The sequence below is a fragment of the Bartonella sp. AP88XZML genome, from assembly GCF_042195565.1.
In the GTDB taxonomy this organism is placed as follows: Bacteria; Pseudomonadota; Alphaproteobacteria; order Rhizobiales; family Rhizobiaceae; genus Bartonella.
In genome coordinates, this window is sequence record NZ_JBHIOQ010000040.1 from 259,887 (window position 1) to 284,629 (window position 24,743).

Consider the following 24,743-nt stretch of genomic DNA (forward strand, 5'->3'; position numbering starts at 1 on the left):
ATCATATTTGAGTTCTGCTGAAAATAATAAATTCTTTTAATTGATGAGCAAAAAAGAATTCAGAGCTAAACCACTATGTGTTTATTGGAATAAATTTTAAATTCACCAAAGTTTGTAAAGCCCAATTTTTTATAAATGCTAATTCCCTCGTGAGAGGCTTGCATACCAATAACATGATATCTCTTTCTTTTTAAATGCTCAATAGCAATTTTTGTCATGAATGTCCCAATACCTTTTTTCTGAAAATCTGGCTTGGTGACAATATCATACAATCCACCAATCCCATCCGCTTTAATACAAAAACATATTGCTATAGGATTGTTATTTATATAACCAACGAACATCTCTACATCAGAGTCTTTTTTATAACAACGCCCTATTGTTTCATAAAATATAACTGCTTCTTCATTAAAAGGCTCGAAGACTGATGCCATAACATTTCCATAATCTCTAAAATCTTGAAGTGATTCAACTTCCTTGATTTTGAAGCTATCTGGCATAGAAGTAACATGTGAGTCTATATCTTGCGCTAAAGCTGCCATTCCTACCTCTGTTTCAACATGCTCTAAGCCAATAGATAAGAGAACTTCATCAACTTTATAATGAGATGAATGAGGTCCAACCCACTAAACTAAAGGTAGTTTCTGCGCATTAAAGGAAGCGATTATAGATTTTGCCTGCTCTACAGGTATAGTTTCTTGTAAATTTTTAGAAGAGATAATATTGAATGTATCTGAAGCGAATGTTGAATTAATAGAAGACACGCCATTTGAAAAATCAACAACCTTCATTTTAGGGCACAATTTTGGTAAAAAACGTACTTTTGAACAAAAATTATTCATCTAATGATAAGTCAATTTTTGATTTGTTTAACATTTGTTTTTCTTGTCATTGCTCATCATTTCTAATTAATCTTTTATACGGGGGCTGTAAAAAATCCGTCTAAGTTAAAAATTATTATCTTAAATCTAAGCCCCCAATCCAATAGATGCTTCATAAGAAATTACGAATCTTAGAAAAACTTTGAAAAAAAATAAATTGATACAAGATCGAGTGGAAAAATATACAAAACCTGCTGGCAAGCTACATACAGCTACAACAACCGATGACAAGCTATAACTCCACACAAGAACGAATAAATACAAAATTCAATGGAGCGGGCGATGGGATTCGAACCCACGACCCCAACCTTGGCAAGGTTGTGCTCTACCCCTGAGCTACACCCGCTTACCGATTCGATATATGTCTTGTCTGTATGGCGTAGGCTTCTACGAATTGCAACAAAAAAATATCATTTTAGTTTGATTTATTTTGTCCATGTTTAAATAAAATGAAATAAAGATTGATTTTAGAAAATTCTTCAGTAATAGATTATTCTTTTTTTAATTTTTGCATGGAGAGGGGTGGAATATAATGTTGAAGAGAATAAATATATTAGGGATTATCATTGCAACTGTTTTTATGATGAACAGTGTTGCAAAGGCAGATGACCAAGTTAAACGCGTTAAAGTTGCAATAACGCAAATTATGGTCCATCCTGCTGCGGATGCCGTTCGTAAAGGTGTGGAAGATGTTCTTACAGAAAATGGTTATAAGCAAGGTGAAAATTTTCAACTTACCTTTTTATCAGCGCAGGGTAATATTTCAACAGCAACGCAAATTGCACGTAAATTTGTTGGTGATAAACCCGATGTTATTGTAGCAATTACCACGCCTTCAGCACAAACGATGCTTGCGGCAACAAAAACAATTCCTATCGTTTTTGCGGCGATTTCTGATCCTATCGGAGCTAAAATCGTTTCTTCGCTTACCAAACCTGGCGGTAATATGACGGGGAGTTCTGATCGTATAGATGTTGCAGAAAGTGTTAAACTTTTACAAGAAGTAAAACCAGATTTGAAAAAAATTGGTTATCTCTATAATGCTTCTGAAGCAAATTCTGTTTCAACACTTAAGGTGTTAAAAGATGCGGCAAAAAAAGTTGGAATTGAAATCATTCCTTCATCAGCACCAAAACCTTCAGATGTTCAGGCGGCAACACGGGCTTTAATAGGTAAGGTAGATATCATTTTTATTCCCGCTGATAATACGGTTCTTTCTGTTTTAGAGGGGGCAGTAAAGGTCTCACAGGAAGCAAATGTTCCTGTATTTACTGTTGATGCTAATTCTATTGGACGCGGTCCCTTTATGACGCAAGGTGTGAATTTCTATGATGTAGGGGTTGATGCTGGGAAGTTGGTTGTGCGTATTCTAAAGGGTGAAAAGCCTGGTGATATTGATGTTGTGCAGGCGGCTAATAATGACATTCGAATTGATATGAAAGCAGCAAAAAAAGCGGGGATTGTTATTCCGCAGGCAGTTATTGATCGTGCAACAAAAGTGATTCAATGACTTTCATTGATAGGATGTTGATACAATAAAATACGTTAAGTTTTCATGGGGATTGTCTTTACATGAATATATTTGCGTTTTCTGGCGCTGTAGAATTAGGTCTTATTTATGCGTTTGTGGCTATAGGGGTTTATCTCTCTTTTCGCGTTTTGGACTTTCCTGATTTAACAGTTGATGGCTCATTTCTTCTTGGGTCTTGTGTCTGTGGCGTCTTGATTCTTTTAGGTTTTAATGCATGGACAGCTATGGCATGTGCTTTTTGTGCAGGCATGGTAGCTGGTTTATTAACCGCTCTGTTGAGTTTGCATTTTGGTATTTTGAATCTTTTAGCTTCTATTTTAACAATGTCGGCACTTTATACGGTTAATCTTCGTATTATGGGAATTATGGGAGGGTCTAATGTTAATTTAGCTCTTGCTGATACGGCGTTAACGCCCTTTTATAATCTGTTTGGTTTGTCTGATATTTTTGTGCGTCCTCTTTTCGTTGGTATTGTGTTGCTCGTTATGGCGTTTTTGATTTGGCGCTTTTTGGAAAGTGAGATTGGTCTTGCTATGCGTGCAATGGGCGCTAATCCACGCATGGCGACGGCGCAAGGTGTTCATACATCAGCATTGATATATTTTGGAATGGGGCTTTCCAATGCGTGTGTGGCACTTGGTGGTTCTCTTTATATTCAAACTGCGATTGCAACAGATATTACCGGTGGAATTGGAACAATTGTTTTTGGATTGGCAGCCGTGATTATTGGTGAAACTCTCTTTCGTACGCGCAATATTTTTTGGATTATAATCAGCTGTATTGTAGGGTCTGTACTTTATCGTGTGGCGGTGCAATTTGCATTTGAAGCAAATGGCATTGGTATTGATACGTCGACAGATCTTCAGTTTATTACTTCGTTGTTGGTTGTTTTAACCCTTATTGTGCCACGCTATTGGAGGAGGCATAAACGTGATTGAATTTTTTCATGTTGGGGTCACATTTAAACCGCAAACACCTTTGGAAAAACAGGCTTTAATTGATATTAACCTGAAAATTGATCAGGGTAGTTTTGTTACGGTTATTGGTTCAAATGGTGCTGGTAAATCAACTTTGCTCAGTGTTTTAGCGGGTGCAACGCTTCCCTCAACGGGGAAAGTGGTTATCAATGGACAAAATGTTTCTAGGCAATCAGTCAGTGAACGCGCTGGAAAGATTGCTTGTGTTTTTCAAGATTCTTTAGAGGGAAGTTGTGGTTCTTTAACAATTGAAGAAAATTTGGCTCTTGCTGCTCTTCGAGGAAGTCGTCGTGGTTTACGTGCGGCTTTAAATCATGAGAAACGGCAATTTTTTCGAGAGAAAATTGCTCAATTAGGCATTGGTCTTGAAGCATATATTCATAATCCTATGGATAGTTTGTCAGGTGGGCAACGCCAAGCAGTTTGTCTTGTGATGGCAACATTAGCACATGCGGATGTTTTATTGCTTGATGAACATACCTCAGCGCTTGATCCTGGAATGGCTGATTTTGTGATGCGGTTGACTGAAAAAATCGTTGAAGAGAAAAAATTAACGACTATCATGGTGACTCATTCTATGCGTCAGGCTCTTGATTATGGCGATCGTACCTTGATGTTGCATGGTGGAAAAGTGATTTTGGATGTCTGTCATGAAGAGCGTAAGGGCTTGGATGTAAATGATTTAATTGGCATGTTTCAGAAAGTTCGCGGGGAAGTTCTTGATGATGATGAACTGTTAATGGATTAATAGTGTGGCTCAGAAAAAAGCACATGAAGTTGATCAGTTTCTAATGCGCTTTTCACGTGCTTTTCCTATTGTTCTCATTTATGGGCCAGATCGTGGTCTTATTTGTGAGCGTGCACAATGTTTTGCAAAACTTACACGGGTAGCAATAGAAGATCCATTTTCGACAATTCGTTTGGATGCTGCTGAAATTGATAAAGATCCTGCACGTTTAGAAAATGAAGCGCGTACGTTATCGCTTTTTGGGGGAGATCGTTTGATATGGATCTCTAATGCTGCTAACCAAAAAGGTTTTCTTGCTGCCTTAAAGCTTTTAATTGAGAAACCACCAGAAGCTTGTTTTATTCTCATTGAGGCAGGGGATTTAAAAAAAGGAACAGGGTTGCGCAATGCTGTTGAAACAGCATCAAAAGCGATGGCTTTGCCCTGTTTTGCCGATGATATGCGTTCTCTTGACGGTTTGATTGATGAGGTTTTAGGACAGTTTAAGAAGACTCTTTCTTTAGATGCACGTAGATGGTTGCATGAATGTTTAGGGGCGGATCGCCTTGTATCACGAGGTGAATTAGAAAAGCTTTGTCTTTATGCTGCAAATGTTCGTATTACTCTTGAAGATGTGAAAGCTGTTGTAAGCGATGTCAGTGCTCTTTCTCAAGATGAAGTCATTGATGCTCTTTTATTGGGCGATATATCAGGCTTTGAAGCGCATTTTAACCGACATGCAGCAGTGCAGGGGGCACTTTTTTTAATTTTGAGTACAGCTCAAAGGCATTTTCAGCAATTACAGCTATTGCGTTATCAGGTAGAGGTTGAAGGAAATTCACCTTTTACGGTGGTTTCTCAGGCACGTCCTCCCATTTTTTTTCAACGGAAAAAGATCGTTGAACAAGCTTTAAAATATTGGAAGTTAGAACAAATTTCTTATGCAATGGAAAGAATTCAGAGTGCTGTTTTAGACAGTCGTAAAAATCCACTTTTGGGCGAAGCTATCATTCGTCAAGTTTTGTTAGGGCTTACAATTATTGCACGACGCCAGATGGCAGCTTAACAGCCTAGAAATATAATGATTTTTTATTTTTGGTATACCACAGAGGTATTTTCAGTAATTAAAACTGTTATGCTATCAAGTAGAGGTTGAGGGAACTTGTATTTTTGAGGATGTATTTTAGGAGCTTGAAAGCTTGATAGAAATTTTTCTTCAAAAGAAATAGTTTATTTTCAAAAGGCCATTTTGAAACAGTTTTATTATTTTGTTGTGTCGTAAAATACTGTTTTTTAGGGTAGTGATACGAGGCCCATATCAAATTTTATGTGTTCGATGTTTTTTTGTGTGGGTATTTGGTGAATATTAGGTTGGTTCATAGAGTCTTAATGGAGTAACACCCCCGTGTAAAAAAGAGTATCTCAAACAACAGAAGACACTTGTATGGTAGATTCATACGCTTTCTTAGAAATATTTTTCAATGCGCGTCATATCTATTTTGCGGCGGTGTTTATGAATGGTGTAGAAGTAAAGTTCCTTGTGAAGAATATAAAACCCATAGAGCAACTCTATCTTTATGCTTAATAAAAGTGCAAGTCGACACTCATTATATACTTTGCTAGCCTCTAATGTTGCTACAGTTTTTAGCATTAGAAAGCGTTTTTCATCATTTTTGCTCACATGTCTTCTTGTGATGTGTAGACAAGAGATTTTAATTGATAAGAGGGTTTGTGATGGAAGAATTTTACAGTATTCGAAGTTATGATTCAAATTGAAAAAAGTATTATTTTTATAAATCAATGTATTATAGATTAATTGAATCACATAAAATAGTGAGCCAGAGGAATCTTTTAGACAAGAAAATGAATTATTTGCAGATTGGTATGAATTAAGAATCTTCGTGGGATGAGGAGAAAGTCAAAATAGATTATGATGAAAATGACAACACCTATGGGGAAACTTTTATGTTTGATATAGAGATGATTATCTTAGCAATGAATGTGTCTCATAAACAGAGCTAGCCATTGTTTATTATTAATAATTTATTATTTTTCATATTGAATCAATCAGAACAATGTCTTTTGCACGTCATAAGTGGGGGCGTGTGGATAAAAATTGTGCAAGAAAGCACTAAAATGCCTCTTATGAATGCTCTCAAATTCCAAGGTTTTTTGCAACATTGGGGGTAGGAAAATATAATGATAGTGTTTTATTAAGTGTGAAGAGGGTCGTGCTTAATAGATTTATAGTTATAACATTTACGAACACTGTCGTGAGATAGGCTAGAGAGCGAGATGCCTTTTTAAAACAAACGCATGAATTTGTAATCCAAATCTATTCTATTTAGGGCGTTCTGTTTTACGTGAGGGGTGTGATTCCATTAAAGGGATATTCGGTGTTTTTATTATCAAACTTTTTCTTTATTGAGAGGTCGTGTTTTTCTCATATTTATTTGATTTATGGTATCCGGAATCTGGAGAGGAAAATGTTTTTAATGGTATCTTTTGGTATGCGTTGTTTTACGGTGTTTTCAATATTCGCGAAACTTATGTTGTTGTTGTAGGTGGAGGCTTAATACGTTTTTATATAGGTCTGATGTACAAATTAATGAACGTATCGGGATAATTGGAGAAGAGCTAGTGTCTGCTTACGCTTTTGATGTGTTTTTTTGTGAGTAAAATTAGTAAGATAAAGTAAACTGATGGGATTTTATGTAGAGTCGTTGTTATCCTCATTGAGAGTGCATTTTATTTTGTTTCGGTGATGCGCTTTGATCAGTAATTAAGAGGGAGTTTTAGAGCGTGATGTTAGATTTCTCGTCATTTATTTTTTATGTGTTTTCTAGGTAAAGTGATCTGTTGTCAGCTTGCGCAGGTGATAATTGGTAAACTGCGTTATTCTTTATTCCCTAGTTGTCATTTTTTAATGTTTTACGCATAACTCTTGAACAAACAAACAAGAAAATTGTGATTTTACAATTAGTCTTTATTGCCATTTGCAAAGAATCTTTGAAGGTGAAAGATGCTCCATATTCAGTTTGAAAAAATAGCACTCATTGGGATCGGTCTGATTGGGTCTTCTTTAGCAAGAGTGATTAAAAAGAAAAATCTTGCGGCTCAGATTTCTATTGCAACACGTCGTCCAGAAACCCTGAAAAGAGCGCGTGAATTGGAGCTTGGGGACTTTTATACGACAGATAATACAAAAGCTGTTGAAGGAGCAGATTTGGTTATTCTTTCTGTTCCTGTTGGGGCTAGTGCAGAAGTGGCAAAAACCATTCGTGATCATTTAAAACTTGGAGCGATTGTGAGTGATGTTGGTTCTACGAAAGCGTTGGTTATTGCGGAAATGGCACCTTTATTGCCAAAAACGGTTCATTTTATTCCAGGGCATCCAATTGCTGGAACGGAATATTCAGGACCGGATGCTGGTTTTGCTGATTTATTTATGAATCGTTGGTGTATTTTAACGCCTTTTGCGGATAGCGATGCTGCTGCTGTCGCACAATTAACAGCGTTTTGGGAAGCTTGTGGTGCGCGTGTCGAAAAGATGGAACCTAAGCATCATGATCTTGTTTTGGCTATTGTTTCACATTTACCCCATTTGATTGCGTATAATACTGTTGGGACAGCGAGTGATTTAGAAAAAGTAACAAATTCGGAAGTAATTGCTTATTCCGCTTCCGGTTTTCGTGATTTTACGCGTTTAGCATCTTCTGATCCCGTTATGTGGCGAGATATTTGTTTGCATAATAAGGATGCTATTTTAGAAATGTTGAGCCGTTTTAGTGAGGGGCTTGCTTTTTTAGAACGGGCAATTCATTTAGGAGATGGTGAGACACTGTTTAACTTTTTTACACGTACGCGTGCTGTACGTCGCAATATTATTGATGCTGGACAGGAAATTGATGCTCCTGATTTTGGACGTCAGAGTGTTTCTAAAAAAGGGTGAATAAAAGCAAGGGGTTTTTGTTGAATTTCGTTGGTTTTTTCTAGAAATCGATAAGAAGTTTTTTCTTTATTCAGTCATAGATTGCAATAAAAAAGAGTGACGATTGCTCCGATACAGATAACCATGACTTTAAAAGGTTTTATGTGTGCACGATCATCTTGCTTAGCTCTCTATAGGGCATATAATGTACAGAAGAGGTTACTGATCTGTAGAAGTAACAAAAAAATGAGGTTGTTGTAGAACTTCATAGAGTGGGTTATTGTTTTTGTTTTGGTATAAAGTCGGGCTTGACCGTATTGATTATTGACCGTTATATTGCAACATTGCAAAATGTTTATTTGCAGAGCTTTGATGATTTTTATAAAACTTGAAATAGACTGAGGAAGAGTTTTACCAGAAAGTATTGAGTTTTGTTAAAAAATATCTTTTGGTATAGCTATCGTATTTTGGGTGACGCAGTAAGTCATTATTGGCGTGATAATGGGAGTGCTTTTGCAAGCCATGTTGCGCTATCGGGGCTTTTAGCATTTTTCCCTTTTTTTATTTTTGGAACATCGTTTGCTCGTTTTCTAGGTGCTTTTACCTATACACCGCAAAAAATTAAAGCACTGGTGCAGTTATTGCCTGATGTTATCGCAGAGCCTTTATCTCAGGAAATTGTCAATGTTTTAACCATTCATCGAGGAGGTGTGTTGACGCTTTCTGTCATTGGAGCGGCTTATTTTGCTTCTAATGGGATAGAGGCTTTGCGTACGGCTTTAAATAAAGCTTACCGTGTTACTGATCGACGGAGTTTGTTGTTTTGTCGTTTTCAAAGTCTGTTTTTTGTAATCCTTGGAGCTGTTGGTCTTGTTGTGATTAGCTTTTTATTGATTCTGGCGCCTTTGTTGATCAAAATTATGCAAAATCATTCTTTTTTTATGACTGAATATATTGCTGCTATTCGTGTATGGCGTTATACAGTTGCAATCATTATTTTGTTTATCAGTCTTTTGATTGTTCATAAATGGCTTCCAGCAGGGCGGCGGAAATTTATAGATATTTTACCAGGAATAGTGGTGACAATGTTTATATGGTTTATGGCTTCTATCGCTTTTGCGCAATATTTAACGATGTTTGATTATATTTCTACCTATGCAGGGTTGGCATCTATTATGGTTGCTATTATTTTTCTCTACATATTGAGTGCAATTTTTATTTTGGGAGGAGAAATAAACGCGGCGATAATGTTTTATCGCAAGGATTTGCAACATTCAGATGAATGAAAGAGTTTATTATTACTTGAAAGCCAAGGTATGAGTATCCCAATAAAGCCTGCTATCACTTTGTTGATTGATGCAGATGCTTGTCCCGTAAAAGATGAAGTTTATCGTGTGATGAATCGTTATCAGCTTAAGACATTTGTTGTGGCAAATCGTTCTTTGTCCCTTCCAGATGAAGCACTCATTGAAAGAGTGGTCGTTGCTGGTGAATTCAATGGTGCTGATGATTGGATCGTAGAACATGTGCATGAGGCAAGTATCGTTATTACCAGTGATATTCCTTTAGCAGCGCGGGTTGTGCAAGCTGGGGGTTTTTGTCTTTCGCCAACGGGGCGTATTTTTGATGTAAATTCAATTGGTCAGGCTTTGGCGATGCGCAATTTGATGGAAGATTTGCGTGGACAGGGTAGTATAATAGGTGGTCCCCGTCCTTTTTCTCGTAAAGACCGTTCTGCTTTTTTGTCAGCACTGGATATTGTTATACAACGTTTAAAAAGACGCGGTTATTAAAGTTATAGGGCTTCTTTAATGATTGCTTTTATAAGTGCTTTGGCATCGTCATTGGCCCATGGAGCTGCACCATTGAAAGAAGCAATGAGATATCCTTCTTTATCAATGAGCAATGTAATGGGGAGTCCTAAAGCGAGCCCCTGTTTTCTAACATTGTTGAAAATATCCATTGTTTCATCGCGATAGTAAAGCAAATTGTCTGAATGAAGATTCTGTAAAAATTGCTGAATTTTTTCAGGAGAAGCAGTTTTATCGATATTAATAGCTATGACATCAAAGTTTTCTCCACCTAATTCACGTTTTAATTGCGCAAGTTCAGGCATTTCTGTGCGGCAAGGTGCACACCAAATAGCCCATAGATTGACCAGCATTGGTTTTCCGGTAAATTCGCTGAGTGTGCGCTCTTTTCCTTGAATATCCTTGAAAGAGAGTTTGTTCATATCTGAGAGCGTATCAGCAAATCGTATGTGGCTAAAAAAGCCTTTTGCTGCTTTTCGTATCGCCATCATTTTTTCTGCTCGTGCTTTATTAATGTTTATTTCTTGTGCTTGTGCTGCTGAAATGAAATTGAAAAGAAAAAACTCTCTTTTGGTATCGTAGTTTATGGTTGCGTATAAACTCAGTGCAATGATAAAGAATGCAAGGGAGAGTTGCCTTTTTTTATTGTTTTTTTCGCTGATGAAAATTTGAAAAATCATAATTTTGTCCTTTGGATGGGTGTTTTCAGAATATGACAGATGAGAAGTTAAAGAACCAAATGTGGGGTGGTCGGTTTGCGGCAGGTCCTGCTGCAATTATGGAAGAAATTAATGCCTCTATTGATTTTGATCAAAAACTTTATCGACAAGATATTGAAGGTTCTCTTTCTCATGCAGCTATGTTAGCGCAAACGAAAATCATTTCACAATCAGATTATGAAAAAATTGTTCATGGTTTGAAACTTATTCGCCAAGAAATTGAAGACGGTAAATTTGTTTTTTCACGAAAGCTTGAAGATATTCATATGAATATTGAAGCGCGGTTGAGTGCGTTGATTGGTCCTGCAGCAGGACGTTTGCATACGGCGCGTTCACGCAATGATCAAGTTGCTGTTGATTTTCGCTTGTGGGTACGTGAAGCAACGCAAAAAATAGCACAAGCTTTAAAAGGATTGATAGAGCAATTACTTATTCGCGCAGAACAACATGTTGATACCTTTATGCCAGGCTTTACGCATTTACAATTGGCTCAACCCGTAACATTGGGTCATTATATGATGGCTTATGTTGAAATGTTTGGTCGAGATTTATCGCGGATGCGTGATGCTGTTGAGCGAATGAATGAATCGCCTTTAGGGGCGGCTGCTTTAGCGGGGACAGGCTTTCCAATTGACCGTTTTATGACAGCAAAAGCGCTAGGCTTTCGGGAACCTACACGCAATTCAATTGATAGTGTTTCAGATCGTGACTTTGCATTGGAATTTTTAAGCGCTGGCGCTCTTTGTGCAACACATCTTTCGCGATTGGCGGAAGAAATTGTTCTTTGGTCAAGTGCACAGTTTTGTTTTATTCATTTATCAGATGCTTTTTCAACAGGGTCTTCCATTATGCCACAAAAGAGAAATCCTGATGCGGCAGAGTTAGTACGAGCGAAAGCAGGTCGATTGAATGGTGCACTTATGGGATTGTTAACGGTGATGAAAGGATTACCGCTTGCTTATTCAAAGGATATGCAAGAAGATAAGGAATATGTGTTTGATGGGGCTTTGAGTTTGGAATTATCACTAGCAGCAATGACAGGGATGATTGCTGATTTGAAAGTGAGTAAAAAAGCCATGAAACAAGCAGCGGATTTAGGGTATGCAACAGCTACAGATTTTGCGGATTGGCTTGTACGCAATTTAGGGATTCCTTTTCGCAAAGCACATCACATCACAGGGTGTGCTGTGGCATTGGCAGAAAAAAAACAGTGTCGCCTTCATGATTTATCATTAGATGAACTTCAAGCAATTTGTCCTGATATCAATGCGACACTTTTTGATGTTTTGACCGTTGAAAAATCTGTTGAAAGTCGTAAAAGCTTTGGAGGAACAGCGCCTTCAGAGGTTCTTCGGCAAATTGCGTATTGGAAAAAGCGTCTCGTGAGCGCTTGAGTGATTGTATTTTAAAGGTAAAAAAGAAATCGAGATGAGGAAAGAGGACAAATGAAAATTATATTAAAGGGGTTGGTGATTGTCCTTTTGGGGGGCTTGGGTATTGTTGGGTGTGGGCGTAAAGGGTCATTAGAGTTACCTCCTTCAACAGGAGTGAATTCTTCACAAGGAACTTTTGTTTCTCAAGGCAAAACAGATAAACCTTTTATTCTTGATCGGTTAATACAATAGGAATTTTTATGCGTTTTTTTTCTTATCATCAGGGTGTGCTTCACGCTGAAGGTCTTTCTCTTTTGGAACTTGCGCGGGAAGTTGGAACACCTTTCTATTGTTATTCAGCTAGCGCAATCGTTGCACATTTTAAAGATTATCAGAATGCATTTCATGATATGCCGAGTTTAATTGCTTATGCGGTTAAAGCGAATTCCAATCAAGCAGTTTTACAACTTTTAGCTAACAATGGAGCGGGAGCTGATGTGGTCTCAGAAGGGGAATTACGGCGTGCACTTGCTGTTGGTATTCCTGCGCAGAATATTGTTTATTCTGGTGTTGGTAAAACAGTGAGAGAAATAGATTTTGCTCTTGCACAAGATATTTATTGTTTTAACGTTGAATCAGAGCCAGAACTTGAACAATTATCGGCGCGGGCTGCTGCGCTTTCAAAAACGGCTCGTATTTCTTTACGCATTAATCCTGATGTGGATGCTAAGACTCACAAGAAAATTACAACAGGTAAGTCTGAGAATAAATTTGGTATTCCACTGTCTTTGGCGGGTGATGCATATAAAAAAGCAGCCCAATTGCCCGGTCTTCATGTGTGTGGTGTTGATCTCCATATTGGCAGTCAAATTTGTGATTTAAAACCGTTTGAAGATGCATTTGTTATTGTTGCAGATTTTGTGCGTCAATTATGGAATAATGGTTATGCGATAACCCATATCGATATTGGGGGTGGGCTTGGTATTCCTTATGGTTATGAGCAGCATCCAGTACCTTCTCCTTTTGAGTATGCAGCACTGGTAAAGAAACATATTGCGCCTTTAGGGATCAATATTATCCTAGAACCTGGGCGTAGTATTGTTGGTGAAGCCGGTGTATTGGTAACATCGGTTGTGTATTTAAAAAAGGGGGAAGGACGAAATTTTGTTATTGTTGATGCGGCGATGAATGATTTCATGCGTCCAACGCTTTATGATGCGTGGCAAAATGTAATGCCAGTGAAAAAAACACCAGTAGATGCCCCTCTGATTAATGCTGATATTGTTGGTCCTATTTGTGAAACTGGTGATTATTTAGGCTTGGAACGTTCTTTACCAGTGTTGAAAGCGGGTGATGTTTTGATGTTAACAGGAGCAGGGGCTTATGGCGCAGTGATGGCAAGCACTTATAATAGTCGACTTTTGGTGCCGGAAGTTCTGGTTCAGGATACGCGTTATGCAGTCATTCGTCCACGCCTTGATTATGCACAATTGATAGGCTGTGATCATATTCCAGATTGGATTGAGCCCAAATTAGATTGAGCATTATTAAATATTTTGGGTCTTATTTTTACTAAACTTTGATGAAACAATTTATTTTCTAGAAATTGTTTTGTATGGGGTTTATGATCTTAATGCACCACGATAAAAGGGGATAAATGCTTGTTTATGAAAAATAAAAACATCAAAGGTTTTGCAATGAAGCTTTTGTGTGTGCGCATTTTGATGTGGGGGATCCTTTCATTTGAACGGATGTGGGTACGGTTGTTGCCATTTTTCCTCGTTCTTAGTCTCTTTTGTTCGTTTAGCTGGTTGGGACTTTTTGGTATTTGGGGCTATTGGTCACATTTGCTCTTACTTGGGGTTATACTTATTTGTGCTGGGGCGAGTTTATTTTTTCTTATTCGTTTTCGGTTTCCCACAATGCGGGAAGTAAATTGCCGCCTTGAACGCGTCAATGATCTTAGACATCAGCCTTTGAATATTCAGACAGATCGTTTATGTTCTGAAAATGATGAAGATTTTAGTGCTGTTATTTGGCGTGAACATCAACGCCGAATGGCAAAGCAATTATACCATTTAAAAACGGGATTTATCTCTCTTAATAGTGCGGATTATGATCCTTTGGCTTTGAGGGCTTTGTGTGCTCTTCTTTTTGTGTGCGCTTTTAGTTTTTCTTTTGGTTCACAAGGGGGGCGTTTGGCTGATGCCTTTGATTTTCGTCCTGTCGTTGATGAAAAACTCATGCGGATTGATGCTTGGGTAACACCACCTGCTTATACCGGTGTGGCACCGATTTATTTGACAAAAGATGAGAAAACACAACTAGAAATCCCTGAAGGGAGTAATGTTGTTGTGCGTGTTGTCAATGGGGCTGGCATTACAGTAAAAGCAAAATCTGTAGAAGATGGGAGGGAAGTTTCGTTTTCAGAGAAAACGGAACAAACAGCTTTGAATGATCCAATTGTTCATTTTGAAACACATTTAAAGCATTCAATAAATTTATTTGTATCATCACGTCGTAAAAAACAGCAATGGCACTTGCAGATAATTAAGGACACGCTTCCAACAATTCATTGGTTGGAAAAACCAGGGAGGATTTTAACAGGATCATTGGAGTTACGATATGTGGTGGATGATGATTATGGTGTGACAAAGGCTTTTGTTGAAATAGAGCCTTTTCTTCCTCAGAATAAAAGTGCTTCTTCTCTTTATAATGCTCCGGAAATAGAGCTTCTTCTTCCGCGTGGTGGAAAGGGGAAAATGCGAATGGTGCAGGATATATCAGCGCATCCATGGGCGGGTTCGCAAGTCAAAATTACTTTGGTGGCAGAAGATGGTGCGGGGCAGAAAGGGCGTAGCAAAACTTTTGTTATGATATTACCACAGTGTGTTTTTTCGAATCCTGTTGCACGCGCAGTGGTTGAACTGCGTCGTTTATTAGCTCTTAATCCTTTAGCGCGAGAGCGGGTACTTGATATGCTTTCTGCTTTGCTTGTGCGTCCAGAAAAGGGGTTGCAAAATGCATCGCATTTTATTGTTCTACAAAGTGCGTGGACAAGACTTTCTTTAGCACAAACAGACGAGGATTTGCGCGATGTGGTGGATTATTTATGGCAAATTGCTTTGGGTATTGAAGGCAATCAACTTGAATCCGTGCAAAAAAAGTTAAAACAAGCACAAGCTGCTTTACGTGATGCATTGCGTTACGGTGCTTCAGCGGCAGAAATTGAACGGCTTATGGCAGATTTACGTCAAGCTATGGATGAGTATATTCGTGCTTTGGCTGAAAAAGCACCGGATAGTCAAGTTTCTAAAAATTCTAAAAGCTCAAAAAGTCCTAATCTTTCTGAAGCTACATTACAAGAAAAGCTAAATTTAATTGAGGAAATGGCTAAAACAGGCTCTTCTTTAGCAGCTGAACAACTCTTGGCGGAAGTTGAACAGACGCTTGATCATTTGCATGTGCAAAAAGGCAATCAAAATGAGGGAGAAAAAAGCCAATCTGCACAAATGAAAGAAAAGATGGACCAGCTTGGAGATTTAATGCGTCGTCAGCAAGAAATTCTCAATGAAACACATCAGTTAGAGATGGAACAAAAACGCGGAGAAAATATACCGGAAACACAAAAAAAATCTTTAAAAAAACGTCAAGCTGAATTGCAATCTGAATTATCAACATTAGAAAAAGAATTATCAGAACGAGGATTTGAAACAGGGGGCGCATTGAAAAGGGCAGAAGAAAAAATGAATTCTGCGGAAAATGCGCTTGATAATGGAAATCATCAGGTATCTATACAAAATCAGTCTGATGCTTTGGAATCTTTGAGGCAAGGTGCACAAAATGTTTTGAAAAAAATGCGCGAAACACTTAAAGAAACGGGAGATGAGCAAAATGCTGATTCTGGTCCTAAAGATCCGTTAGGACGTCCACTTTCTTCAAAAACAGATGAAGAACAAGAAGGCGAGGCACTACCACAAGAAAGTGATCAAATGCGTACGCGGCAGATTTTGGATGAAATTCGCAAACGTCTTGGTAAAGAGCATCTTTCAGAAGAAGAAAAAAACTATCTTGAAAGATTGCTTCATTTTAATTAACCAGTGTTGTTTTTTTTCTTAATTGATGTCAAAAACAGTGTATGAAGAATCTCTATGGGGTTTATCTCCAAAAAAATGATTAAAGTGCTTGTAAGGCAATAATCATCCTGTTGTACTGATTTTTTAATCATTTAAGTTTAAAATATGCAATATTGAAATGTTCGCTATTGCGGAAAAAAAGCAGAAGTCCATATAGGTTTGGTATATGAAAATCTGTAATGTTTGAAATTTGTTTCTACATGGTATGTTGAGTTGGATATCGTTACGCTGAAAGATTTTTATGCTTCTGCACTTGGACTACGTGTGCAAAAGACGCTGTGTGACCAATTGAATTTATGGTGGCCTGATCTTACGGATAAACGGATTATGGGATTGGGTTATGCACTTCCTTATCTTTCTACATTGCGTGAACGTGCCCAACAATGTTTTGCTTTTATGCCTGCTGCTCAGGGTGTTTCGCCTTGGCCTTGTTCTGAGCAAGTTGCTACAGCGCTTGTTTTTGAAGAAGATTTGCCGCTTCCTGATGCGTCAGTTGACTGTATTTTATTAGTACATGCATTAGAATATACAGAAAATTCATTTGAAACGTTGAATGAAATATGGCGTGTTTTAGCACCTAATGGCCACTTGATCGTTATTGTACCTAATCGCTCTGGCTTTTGGGCGCGCAATATTACTACACCCTTTGGTTATGGCGAACCCTATAGTCGGCAACAAATTACTCGTTTGTTCGAAAAAACAAATTTTGTTTCTGGGCCAATACAAGAAATTGTACACTATATGCCCTCTACGGGGTATTTTTCGCGGTTGTTCTCATTTTTTTACGAGCCATTTGCTCGCTATCTTTTGCCTTATTTTGGTGGACTCTTAATGTGTCAGGCACAAAAACGTGTTTATCAGGGTTTGCTCGTACAGCGTCGTCAGTCGCGACGTATTTTTATTCCTGCTTTATCGCCACAGACAAGAAATATTTTAATTTATAAAGATAATTAATCATTTTGTCATTGTCATAAGAACCGCAAGTATAGAAGGATTCTCTTATTTCAATTTTTTGCATTTACAGTTTAAAAATATTCTTTTGTACATTAATATGTGGAATTGGTATGTGAATAAAAATCTCAAGTATCTATATACCGAACCATATTTCATGAATAGTGGAAACATTTTAAAAGAAAAAAATACTGGTATCTTCGTAAAAATAGCAGAGATCCAAGGGATCTTGCATAATATGGTTTATGGTGGTTAAAAACTGTACAAGGAAGGATTAAAATGCTTCTTATGAACCATCTCAAGTATCAAGGGCTCCTCTGCAACATCTAGATCTAACATAAGTGTGTGATGGTGCTGGCTTATTCTTTGTATAAACGTAAAGATGGTGGTGCTCAGTGGCTTTATCGTTAGGATAAACATTTAGCGTTATATCATTAATTATATAACCTCTTAAGAGGAGATAAAATCATAAAGAATAGAAGAAAATTATAAAGATAAAAAACATCTCTCAATTTAGGCTAGTGAATGTGAGATAAAGCAGTGCGTGGAGCGGTTTTTCTGAAAAAATAATCATAAATAGCACTCATCTAAAGATGATAGTTATGATCAAGAATGTTGCTAAAAGATATCACGATTATTTATATGCGAAACATATTAAAAACTTTAGAAAGAACAAAAGCATGTGAAACAGAAGTTACAAAGTATATCGTGAGGGTTGAAAGCATTTTTGTTTTTGGTTCTCATGTTGGAATATTTCGTTTTTTATTCATAATGTTATATATTTTGTCATAAGAGTACAGATAAGAGTAAGTTCTATGTATATGTAATAGCATTCGAATTATACGTGAAGTTTTTTCATCTCGTTTCTGTTTTCATTTAGGATATTAAAATTATTTTTGAAACAGAAAATCTCGAATTAAAGATTTAAACGGTAACCATTTTGATCTGTTATGAGAATTTGCGCATTGGACGGATCGTTTTCGATTTTTTGTCGCAAACGATAGATATGGGTTTCTAAAGTATGGGTGATAATATTTTCATTATATCCCCAAACTTGTTCTAACAATGTTTCACGGCTGACAATTTTATCATTGGCATGATAGAGACATTTAAGGATTGCTGCTTCTTTTTCTGTGAGACAGATTTTATTGTTGCATTGATCAAGAAGAAGTTTTTGTCTTAGTTTAAAAGTATAGGGACCAATATGAAAGGTTGCGTCTTCATTTTGTTCATATTGGCGCAACTGTGCCCGAATTCTCGCTAATAGCACCGCAAAGCGAAAGGGTTTTGTTACATAATCATTGGCGCCTGTTTCAAGATCTAAAATATTATCACAGTCTGTATCATAATTTGTTATCATGATAATGGGGGCACGAAATCCTTGGGTGCGTAATTGTTTAACGGCTTTGTAGCCATCAAGATCAGGAAGTTGAAATCCCAAAATAGTGAGATCAATATTTTCTTCTTGGATTATTCTCATTCCCGCTTCTGCTGTTTTTGCTTGGAAAATTTTAAACTCTTGATGCATTTGAAATTGTTCTACTAAAATGGGGCGTAGATCATCGTCTTCAACGATTAAAAGAGTATAGTGGTTCATGTTTTTCCTTATAGGCATGTTGATGCACTGATTGATATAGTTTCATGAAAAATGAGATTTCATGCAAGAAAAATTAAAAGAGGAAAATTAAAAAAGAACGCTTCTAAAAAATAAACTTTTATAATTTCTAATGGTTGCTTGCTGAAAAGAAGGTATTCCGTCTGCAGAGTATTTTACGTATTGGTTGGAAGCGTTTTTTATGTTCTAGAAGGTGTTTTAGCTATTGAGTGTCATCATCTTTACGCTTATGGAGAAACAAGCTGGCACTATCATTCACTTTGCCAGCTCGTGGGTGTTGCGGACAGTCCTTGGCATTTGAGACGATTCATAGGAGGAATTTTTAGTGCTTTCTTTCACGTTTTTTATCTATATGGGACTTTCTCCGCTTAGAATGTGCAAGCCAATAGCTTTTGATTGATTCAATATAAAACAGGTTGGGAATGAGAGAATCCTGCGGTATGAGGTGCACTCGTCCAACATGCAAAACAATAAACACGCAATATGATGCGTTTTTTAAGCGTGAAGAGAATTGTGCAACACTTAGCACATATGCACTGTTTAGGAGAACTTCACGATCGTTTTTATTGTTTTTATCCACGTTCAGTTTTGTTTTTTTGTTGCATTTGTGTGCGAAGGGGATTGTGTGTTATGTTCGTGGTGTTGCTTATTATAATCGTTGAGCAAGCTTTGCCTTTAGCAATGCCGAAAAGATGCATCATAAAGAGGTTTTTTGTGTAATTTGGAAGGAGACTGTATTGAGAAAGAGTGCAGGATAAAAAATGACAAAGAAAAATATCATATTTATGCATTTAGCATGAGAATACCTCAACAGAAGGATGTGTTGAGCTTATTCTTCTGCGCTATGAAGCATCTTTTTATATGAGTTAATGAATAAAAATTATTGTTTTAAGATAAAAGCATTTCCTCCTTAAGGTTGCCCATTAAACAGACTTCTTTCCATTCATCTTCTGTTACGGGTTGCACTGATAAGCGGCTGGCTTTGACCAGCACCATATTTGCTAGTTTGGGATTGGCTTTAATTTGTTTTAATGAAACAGGTGTTGGCATGTCACAAAGTGCACGGATGTCCACACATTCCCAGCGTGGATCAGAGCTTGTAGAATCAGGGTGCGCTTCAGCACATATTTCTACAATTCCTACAATTTCTAAACCTTTATTTGAATGATAAAAAAAACCTTTATCACCATATTTCATAGCGCGCATATTGTTACGGGCTTGATAATTGCGTACACCATCCCATTGTTCGCCATCAGCTCCTTTTTTCTTTTGCATCTCCCATGACCATTTATGGGGTTCAGATTTAAAAAGCCAATAAGCCATGAGTTCTCCTTTTTCATAGACTGTTATGCATTTTTATAAGCATCTTTGTAATACCATCAACGATGATTTTTAAAATGGGGTAAAGAACGACTATTATCTATTTTTTCTTGTTTCAAAATAATGTGTAGTAGAGAGACACGCTCCATTGATATTTCATGTTGTATAAAAGTATTTTGCTCTTTGCTTATCTTTTCAGCTATGGTTTGAAATGCGGTTACTATAAGAGTTTGTTGGAAAAAATTAAGAAAATTGGTTCTAAAAAGCTTTAAGATTACAATGACAATGAAACGAATAAATGATCAAAGATGATGAGGTCAACGAATGGCATTCATATCTATGCTTCGTGGGAGAGAGTAGATCTTATTATGCTGTAAAATACCGTCATTTGAAGTGTAATGATATAAGGTAGTTTTTTGAAACATGAAGTTTTTAAGAATGTGTGGTGAATATTTAGGTTTACGTGTCGATCTTTGGGTTAAGTGAATTGTGTTAGTGGGAAGCAGGTGGAATCTGCTCGATAGAGAATTCGGACTATCTATAGACCGGATTGAGTAGAAATCTTCGTTCTTTAAGATGTGTGTAGGACGTCAATTTTATTATGCTTTTGTTCCACGGCGTCCCATCCCGATCAAGGGCGGGGCTTTTTCATCTAATGGCCAGCGTGAGCGGGGTGCAATGTCAAGAGAGTTTGTTTCTCCTCGTACGAGTTTTTGTGCACCGGCAAAAGCAATCATTGCAGCATTATCGGTACACAAGGAAAGAGGAGGGGCTATAAATTCAAAACCATGTTGATGGGCAAGTTTTTGCAACGTAGAGCGAATGGCTTGGTTTGCGGCAACACCGCCTGCGACAACCAAAGCAGGAGAACGCTTTTCTTGATCATGAGAGAGAGGATATTGGTGGGCAAAGTGCTGTAGAGCGAGGTGAACGCGATCACGTACTGTATCGGTTACGGCGGCTTGAAAACTTGCGGCAATGTCAGCAATATCATTTTCTGTAAGAGGAGCTATGGCTGTTGCGGCTTGTCGAACAGCAGTTTTGAGTCCTGAAAAAGAAAAATCTAATCGTTTTTCACCTTTTAAAGGACGTGGAAGAGGGATGCGATTTTTATCACCAAATAAAGCTGCTTTTTCAAGTGCTGGTCCACCAGGATAAGGAAGACCTAAAAGTTTTGCTGTTTTATCAAAGGCTTCTCCTAATGCATCATCAATAGTGGTTCCTAAACGTTGGTAGTTGCCTACTCCATGAACAATGATTGTTTGTGTATGACCCCCTGAAACTAAAAGTAATAAATAAGGGAAGCTGACGTTGTGCGTTAACACAGCTGTTAAAGCATGTCCCTCTAAGTGATTTACCGCAATAAATGGTTTGCCAGTGGCAAGAGAGAGTGCTTTTGCGCTCATAACGCCTACCAACAATCCTCCTATCAAACCAGGTCCACTGGTGGCTGCAATGCCATCAATATCTTTTAATTTTGTGTTTGCTTCTGTTAGTGCTTGCAGAATTAAATGATCAAGAACTTCAACATGGGCACGAGCAGCAATTTCAGGAACAACACCGCCGTAAGGTGCATGGTGATCAATTTGACTCCAAACAACATTGGAAAGAATTTGGCTGTTTGATTCATTGTTATACTCAATGACAGCTGCTGCCGTTTCATCACAACTTGTTTCTATTCCCAGCAGACGCATTTTAAACAAAACCTTATATTGAAGCTTCTTTCCTGCGTGCGTACCATGAACAGAAAAAGATGCAAAGTATTTCTCTTAGAATTGATTTTTCTATGAAAAATATGTGTTTTGGCATTTTCTTTGAATTTTATGATATCATGGATTAAAAAATAAAGCTGTATTTTCGAGTATAAAATGCAAATGTTTTTTTTAAAACTTGTCTATTAAAGGCGATAATTGTAAATATTATTGAGAAAAGCTGCGTTTTTAAAACTTTTTTCATTTTATTATTTTATCATTAAAAAAAGTGTGCACGAAAAGTGACAGAGATGGTCGATTCTTCAAAACCAAAAGTTAAACCACATTATGCTGGTACGCGCCGTAAGAAACCAGTTATTGAACATGAAGCTGTTCCCCATGATTCAGAGGAAAAAATCCATAATTCTGTAGAATCTCATGCGCGAGAAAAACAGAATATGCAAGGTCAGGATAAAAGTATCTCTAGTACAACTTGGCTTTTCTTGTCCCTTTCTGGGATTTTGGGAGGATTCATTGCTTTGGGAGTTTTTATGGGGCTTCAATGGGCTGGTTTTTTTCCTTCTCCTTTTGTGGAAAATTCTGCTGGAGGAGAAAAAGCTTTGCAGATTGCTGAAGCCGCAAAAAGTCAAGGTGAAGACACAAAGGAACAATTGAGGCGGGTCTTTCAAGAAATTGATACGTTAAAAACAGAGTTTTCTTCTTTTTCATCACAACAGTTTAAAACAACGAAAAATGATGAACTATCGAAAGAAGAAAGCAAAAAAGCTTTTGCGATTTTAGAGGAAAAAGTAAAAGCTCTTGAAGAAACTGTACAAACTTTTGTTAGAAAGTCGAAAGAGATAGAGACGGCTTTGTCTGTTGGGCAGAGCAATGCAAATGATCTTGCTGCGTTAAAACAACAGTTAGAAGCACTACAGGAAGAAACTGCTGTTAAAAATAGTGAGAAAAAAGAAATAGATACCGCGCTCTTTACTGCAATTAGTTCATTAAAAAATGCTATAGAGCGTGGTGGATCTTATAATAATGAATTAAAGCTGTTGCGGCAATTATCGCCTTCGATTAATGGACTTGATGTGTTGCAAAAAACAGCTACTGTGGGTCTTCCAAGTTCAGCACAACTTTCAGTTGATTTTGCTCATGTTGCTGATGCAATTGTTGGTACGCAAAATCTTGTTGCGTCAGATGCTGGTTTTTTTGACCGAATTTTAGCGTGGATAAAAGGGCTCATTGTTTCGCGACCGATTGGAAATGTTGAAGGGACAACGCTGGGGGCTATTGCGGCACGCATGGAAGTTGCCATTCAAGCTGGTGATTACGAAAAGGCTTTGAGCGAATGGCAATCATTGCCCCAAAGTGCAAAAGATGTTTCAATGGATTTTGTTAAGCAGCTTGAAAGACATATTGCTATTCAACAGTTGTTGCAGCAATTGTTATTGTCTGTGCAACAAGGATCTTTTAAAGCAACAAAGATGTAAATAGGCCCAAGATGATACGTGTTTTTATTTATATTTTTGTTGTTTGTATCCTCGGTTTAGCTTTCACGTGGGTTGCTAATCACAATGGTATTTTTGTTCTCACATTTTTGCATTTCAGATTTTCTGCTTCATTTCTTACAGTGTTAAGTGTGCTTATTTTATTTTTTGTAACGCTGGTGCTTTTATGGTGGTTATTGTCTTTCTTTTTTTCCATACCGAATGCTCTTTCCAATTATTTTTATAAACGCCATCAAAAGCGTGGTTACGAAGCTCTTTCAAAGGGGATTCTTGCAACTTTTGCTGGTGATAGTATGGTTGCGCAAAAAATGGAAGCACGTGTTGCTAAATATCTTGCAGGGAAACAAGAGCCATTGGTAAAACTCTTACAAGCGCAAACCTTGTCTTTACAAAATGACTCTGTTCGCGCCATCGGTCTTTATGAAGAGATGAGAAAGGAAGATCCGACAAAACTGGTTGGACTTTATGGTTTGTTTCGTGAAGCAATGAAGAGTAAAGCTTATGAGGCAGCGCAACAATATGCTGAAGAGGCACTGACTTTATCGCCAGCACTTTTATGGGCGCATCAGGCGGTGCTTGATCGGTTAAGTACTGAGGGTAAATGGGATAAGGCACTTACTATTTTTGAAAGAACGCAAAAAGCTCTCCCGCGTTCTATTCGCGCGATTCCAGAGCGGCAGCATATACAGGTTTTACTACTAAGTGGGCAGGCACTTTCTTTGTTTGATACACATCCTGTACAAGCACGTGAAGCTATTTTGAAAGCCCATAAATTGGCGCCTGATTTTGTTCCAATAATAGTTATTGCTGCTGATATTCTTTATAAATTAAACGAAACGCGTAAAGCGGATAAAATGATTATAGCGGCTTGGCAAAAGGAGCCTCATCCTGACTTGGGAGCGCTTTATCTTGAAAGAGAAGAAGGAGCCATTGGGCGATTGAAAAGGGCTAAGACACTTGCTTCTTATAATAAAGATGCATTTGAGTCGGCTTTCCTTATTGCTAAAGCAGCTTTGGATGCTGGTGAAACAGCATTAGCAAGAGAGAAGGCACAAAAAGCATTACAATGTCATCCACGGGAAAGTGTTTATTTATTGTTGGCAGATATTGAAGAGGCACAGGGAAACAATCAAGGTGCTGTGCGTCAATGGCTTTCTTTAGCACTTCGTGCTGAACGTGATCCAGTGTGGATGTGTGATGGGGCCATTTTTTCTTCTTGGTCAGTGGTTTCTCCAATCAGTGGACGTTTGGGCTGTTTTGAATGGAAGGCGCCTCCTTGTATGCCTTCTCTCACATTAGAGGCGGACAATATTGTGTCGAAAAGGCAAGACAAAGAGTATGTTATGGGAAAAAGTGATGATGTTGGAGATAAGAAGCTTGAAAAATTAACACCTGTAGATGATTCTCTTTTGCATAATGTGCAGGTGGAGAAACAAGATATAAAAGAAAAAGATGTAAAAATGTTCAGTCAAACTCACTTAAATGTTGATGATCCAGGGGTTAAAACAGAAGAAGAAACATCTTTATCGAGGAAAAAATTTCGTTTATTTTAAATTGCACCAATGT

The 24,743-nt window shown here is 37.7% G+C and carries 20 protein-coding genes and 1 tRNA gene; 15 read left to right on the forward strand and 6 right to left on the reverse strand.

What is annotated here, in order from left to right:
• Positions 1-65 precede the first annotated feature (65 nt).
• Positions 66-542 (reverse strand): GNAT family N-acetyltransferase, encoded by a 477-nt coding sequence (locus ACFIK2_RS05215; protein WP_375633918.1) that lies wholly within the window; start codon positions 540-542, stop codon positions 66-68.
• Positions 543-723: 181 nt separating this feature from the next.
• Here ACFIK2_RS05215 and ACFIK2_RS05220 point away from each other — a divergent pair, with 181 nt between their 5' ends.
• A complete protein-coding gene (locus ACFIK2_RS05220) occupies positions 724-846 on the forward strand; it encodes a hypothetical protein (RefSeq protein WP_375633916.1) in 123 nt (40 codons plus the stop codon).
• A gap of 306 nt (positions 847-1,152) precedes the next feature.
• Here ACFIK2_RS05220 and ACFIK2_RS05225 read toward each other — a convergent pair.
• Positions 1,153-1,227 (reverse strand) — tRNA-Gly (locus tag ACFIK2_RS05225).
• 186 nt (positions 1,228-1,413) lie between these two features.
• On the opposite strand from ACFIK2_RS05225, the gene ACFIK2_RS05230 reads away from it, so the two are divergent.
• The 7 genes from ACFIK2_RS05230 (at position 1,414) to ACFIK2_RS05260 (ending at position 9,840) form a co-directional block, all read left to right on the forward strand.
• Complete coding sequence (locus tag ACFIK2_RS05230; protein WP_375633609.1) at positions 1,414-2,391, forward strand: ABC transporter substrate-binding protein; 978 nt, start codon at positions 1,414-1,416, stop codon at positions 2,389-2,391.
• 62 nt (positions 2,392-2,453) lie between these two features.
• Positions 2,454-3,350 (forward strand): ABC transporter permease, encoded by an 897-nt coding sequence (locus ACFIK2_RS05235; protein ID WP_375676946.1) that lies wholly within the window; start codon positions 2,454-2,456, stop codon positions 3,348-3,350.
• Positions 3,343-4,137 carry an ABC transporter ATP-binding protein gene (locus tag ACFIK2_RS05240; RefSeq protein WP_375618340.1) on the forward strand — a complete coding sequence of 265 codons (795 nt, stop codon included), beginning with the start codon at positions 3,343-3,345 and terminating at the stop codon, positions 4,135-4,137. Before ACFIK2_RS05235 ends, ACFIK2_RS05240 begins: the two co-directional genes overlap by 8 nt.
• Before the next feature lie 4 nt (positions 4,138-4,141).
• The gene (holA, locus tag ACFIK2_RS05245; RefSeq protein WP_375633607.1) at positions 4,142-5,182 is read left to right on the forward strand and encodes a DNA polymerase III subunit delta; all 1,041 of its coding nucleotides are present in this window, start codon (positions 4,142-4,144) and stop codon (positions 5,180-5,182) included.
• A gap of 1,956 nt (positions 5,183-7,138) precedes the next feature.
• On the forward strand, positions 7,139-8,068 hold the full coding sequence (locus tag ACFIK2_RS05250) for a prephenate/arogenate dehydrogenase family protein (protein ID WP_375634321.1): 930 nt from the start codon (positions 7,139-7,141) through the stop codon (positions 8,066-8,068).
• 410 nt (positions 8,069-8,478) lie between these two features.
• Positions 8,479-9,333: a YihY/virulence factor BrkB family protein gene (locus ACFIK2_RS05255; RefSeq protein WP_375633605.1), complete on the forward strand. Its 855-nt coding sequence runs from the start codon at positions 8,479-8,481 to the stop codon at positions 9,331-9,333.
• Positions 9,334-9,363: 30 nt separating this feature from the next.
• Positions 9,364-9,840: a YaiI/YqxD family protein gene (locus ACFIK2_RS05260; protein WP_375634323.1), complete on the forward strand. Its 477-nt coding sequence runs from the start codon at positions 9,364-9,366 to the stop codon at positions 9,838-9,840.
• A gap of 2 nt (positions 9,841-9,842) precedes the next feature.
• On the opposite strand, the gene ACFIK2_RS05265 is transcribed toward ACFIK2_RS05260, so the two are convergent.
• Positions 9,843-10,538: a TlpA disulfide reductase family protein gene (locus ACFIK2_RS05265; RefSeq protein WP_375634325.1), complete on the reverse strand. Its 696-nt coding sequence runs from the start codon at positions 10,536-10,538 to the stop codon at positions 9,843-9,845.
• Between the two features lie 32 nt (positions 10,539-10,570).
• On the opposite strand from ACFIK2_RS05265, the gene argH reads away from it, so the two are divergent.
• The 5 genes from argH (at position 10,571) to ACFIK2_RS05290 (ending at position 17,040) form a co-directional block, all read left to right on the forward strand.
• Positions 10,571-11,971, forward strand: coding sequence for an argininosuccinate lyase (argH, locus tag ACFIK2_RS05270; RefSeq protein ID WP_375633603.1), 1,401 nt, complete (start codon positions 10,571-10,573; stop codon positions 11,969-11,971).
• 51 nt (positions 11,972-12,022) lie between these two features.
• A complete protein-coding gene (locus ACFIK2_RS05275; protein WP_375618333.1) occupies positions 12,023-12,202 on the forward strand; it encodes an LPS translocon maturation chaperone LptM in 180 nt (59 codons plus the stop codon).
• An 8-nt stretch (positions 12,203-12,210) separates the two neighbouring features.
• Positions 12,211-13,491, forward strand: a complete 1,281-nt coding sequence (lysA, locus tag ACFIK2_RS05280) for a diaminopimelate decarboxylase (protein WP_375634328.1) — start codon at positions 12,211-12,213, stop codon at positions 13,489-13,491.
• Positions 13,492-13,617: 126 nt separating this feature from the next.
• The gene (locus tag ACFIK2_RS05285) at positions 13,618-16,047 is read left to right on the forward strand and encodes a TIGR02302 family protein (RefSeq protein WP_375676947.1); all 2,430 of its coding nucleotides are present in this window, start codon (positions 13,618-13,620) and stop codon (positions 16,045-16,047) included.
• A gap of 222 nt (positions 16,048-16,269) precedes the next feature.
• Positions 16,270-17,040 carry a class I SAM-dependent methyltransferase gene (locus ACFIK2_RS05290; RefSeq protein WP_375632423.1) on the forward strand — a complete coding sequence of 257 codons (771 nt, stop codon included), beginning with the start codon at positions 16,270-16,272 and terminating at the stop codon, positions 17,038-17,040.
• Positions 17,041-17,953: 913 nt separating this feature from the next.
• Here the strand turns inward: ACFIK2_RS05290 and ACFIK2_RS05295 are convergent.
• The 3 genes from ACFIK2_RS05295 to tsaD form a co-directional block, all read right to left on the reverse strand.
• On the reverse strand, positions 17,954-18,634 hold the full coding sequence (locus ACFIK2_RS05295; RefSeq protein WP_375633600.1) for a response regulator transcription factor: 681 nt from the start codon (positions 18,632-18,634) through the stop codon (positions 17,954-17,956).
• A gap of 906 nt (positions 18,635-19,540) precedes the next feature.
• A complete protein-coding gene (locus ACFIK2_RS05300) occupies positions 19,541-19,975 on the reverse strand; it encodes an EVE domain-containing protein (RefSeq protein WP_375634332.1) in 435 nt (144 codons plus the stop codon).
• Positions 19,976-20,571: 596 nt separating this feature from the next.
• On the reverse strand, positions 20,572-21,666 hold the full coding sequence (gene tsaD / locus ACFIK2_RS05305; protein ID WP_375671992.1) for a tRNA (adenosine(37)-N6)-threonylcarbamoyltransferase complex transferase subunit TsaD: 1,095 nt from the start codon (positions 21,664-21,666) through the stop codon (positions 20,572-20,574).
• Between the two features lie 308 nt (positions 21,667-21,974).
• Here tsaD and ACFIK2_RS05310 point away from each other — a divergent pair, with 308 nt between their 5' ends.
• Both ACFIK2_RS05310 and ACFIK2_RS05315 read left to right on the forward strand, forming a co-directional pair.
• Positions 21,975-23,159, forward strand: a complete 1,185-nt coding sequence (locus ACFIK2_RS05310) for a COG4223 family protein (protein ID WP_375671991.1) — start codon at positions 21,975-21,977, stop codon at positions 23,157-23,159.
• 11 nt (positions 23,160-23,170) lie between these two features.
• Positions 23,171-24,730 carry a heme biosynthesis protein HemY gene (locus ACFIK2_RS05315; RefSeq protein ID WP_375642816.1) on the forward strand — a complete coding sequence of 520 codons (1,560 nt, stop codon included), beginning with the start codon at positions 23,171-23,173 and terminating at the stop codon, positions 24,728-24,730.
• The last annotated feature ends 13 nt before the right edge of the window (positions 24,731-24,743 follow it).